The following is a 1,333-nucleotide window of genomic DNA, read 5'->3' on the forward strand; positions in this document are numbered from 1 at the left end:
CCCGTTACAGCAAGCTACACTCCAGTTGTTAAGGCAGCAATTCCAACAGCTACTGATGCTGTTACAGAAGACATTCAAGGTGCAACTCAAAAAGGAGTGCCTACATTCCTAGGTGGTAGGGTTACTGTTAATGGAGTGGAAAAAATTGTTCCTATTGATGAAACTAAAGGTCTTGAACTTATTGATCCAAAAACAGGAAAACCAACAGATCAACCAATTGTCATTCCAGGCGAAGGAACTTATACTGTAAATAATGGTATGGTAGAATTTAAGCCAGAACCACAATTTACTGGAAAAGGAACAGGTGTAGAAGTTCAACGTGTAGATGAGAATGGAACTCCTGTAAAAGCTAAATACACTCCAGTTGTTAAACCAGCAACTCCAACAAGTTCGGATGTTATTACAACAGATGTTCAGGGTGCAACTCAAACAGGAACACCAACATTTGAAGGTGGAAAAGTCAAAGTTAATGGTATTGAGAAAACTGTTGAAATTGATGAAACAGTCAAACCAACGTTTGATGATGGTACAAAAGAGAAGACAATTCCAGGTGAAGGTACATATACTATTGATGAAACTGGAAAAGTAACCTTTACTCCCGAGAAGACATTTACAGGTCAAGCAACAGGTGTGACTGTTAAGCGTGTTGATAAGAATGGAACCCCAATTACAGCTAAGTATACCCCAGTTGTTATCCCGGTTACACCTACTTCAAAAGATTCTGAATCAGAAGGTCCGAAAGGACAACCTCAATCAGGAACACCAACATTTGAAGGCGGAAAAGTAACAATCAATGGTAAAGAAATTCCGATAGAAATTGATGAAACAGTTAAGCCGACCTTTGACGATGGTACAACAGAGAAGAAGGTACCAGGTGAGGGTACATATACTATTGATGAAGCTGGAAAAGTTACTTTCACACCAGAGCCAGAATTTGTAGGTCGAGCAACTGGAGTAACAGTTAAACGTGTTGATAAGAATGGAACCCCAATTACAGCTAAATACATCCCTACTGTACGTCCGAATACTTCATTTGTTGATACTAAAGGAAATATCCTAGCACCAAGTGAAGATGGTTCGCAACCTAAGAAAGATATTCCAGGATATAAAATTGTTGAAACTAAGGTTGATGAAAAAGGCAATGTGGTCCACGTTTATGAGAAGGTTAAGACTAGTCACAAGGATAAGGAAGGCAATGAAATTCCAGGTTATCCAACCGAAGACGGCGAACAGCCTAAGAAAGATATTCCAGGCTACCGCTTCGTAGAGACCAAGAAACTTCCAAACGGTGACACAGAACACGTTTATGAGAAGGTTAAGACCAGTCACAAGG

At 39.8% G+C, this 1,333-nt stretch carries 1 pseudogene; it reads left to right on the forward strand.

What is annotated here, in order from left to right:
- Window positions 1-1,333: pseudogene (locus SORDD27_RS01270) on the forward strand (YSIRK signal domain/LPXTG anchor domain surface protein); the annotation flags it as partial.

It is taken from the genome of Streptococcus oralis (assembly GCF_001579025.1).
Classification (GTDB): domain Bacteria; phylum Bacillota; class Bacilli; order Lactobacillales; family Streptococcaceae; genus Streptococcus; species Streptococcus oralis_X.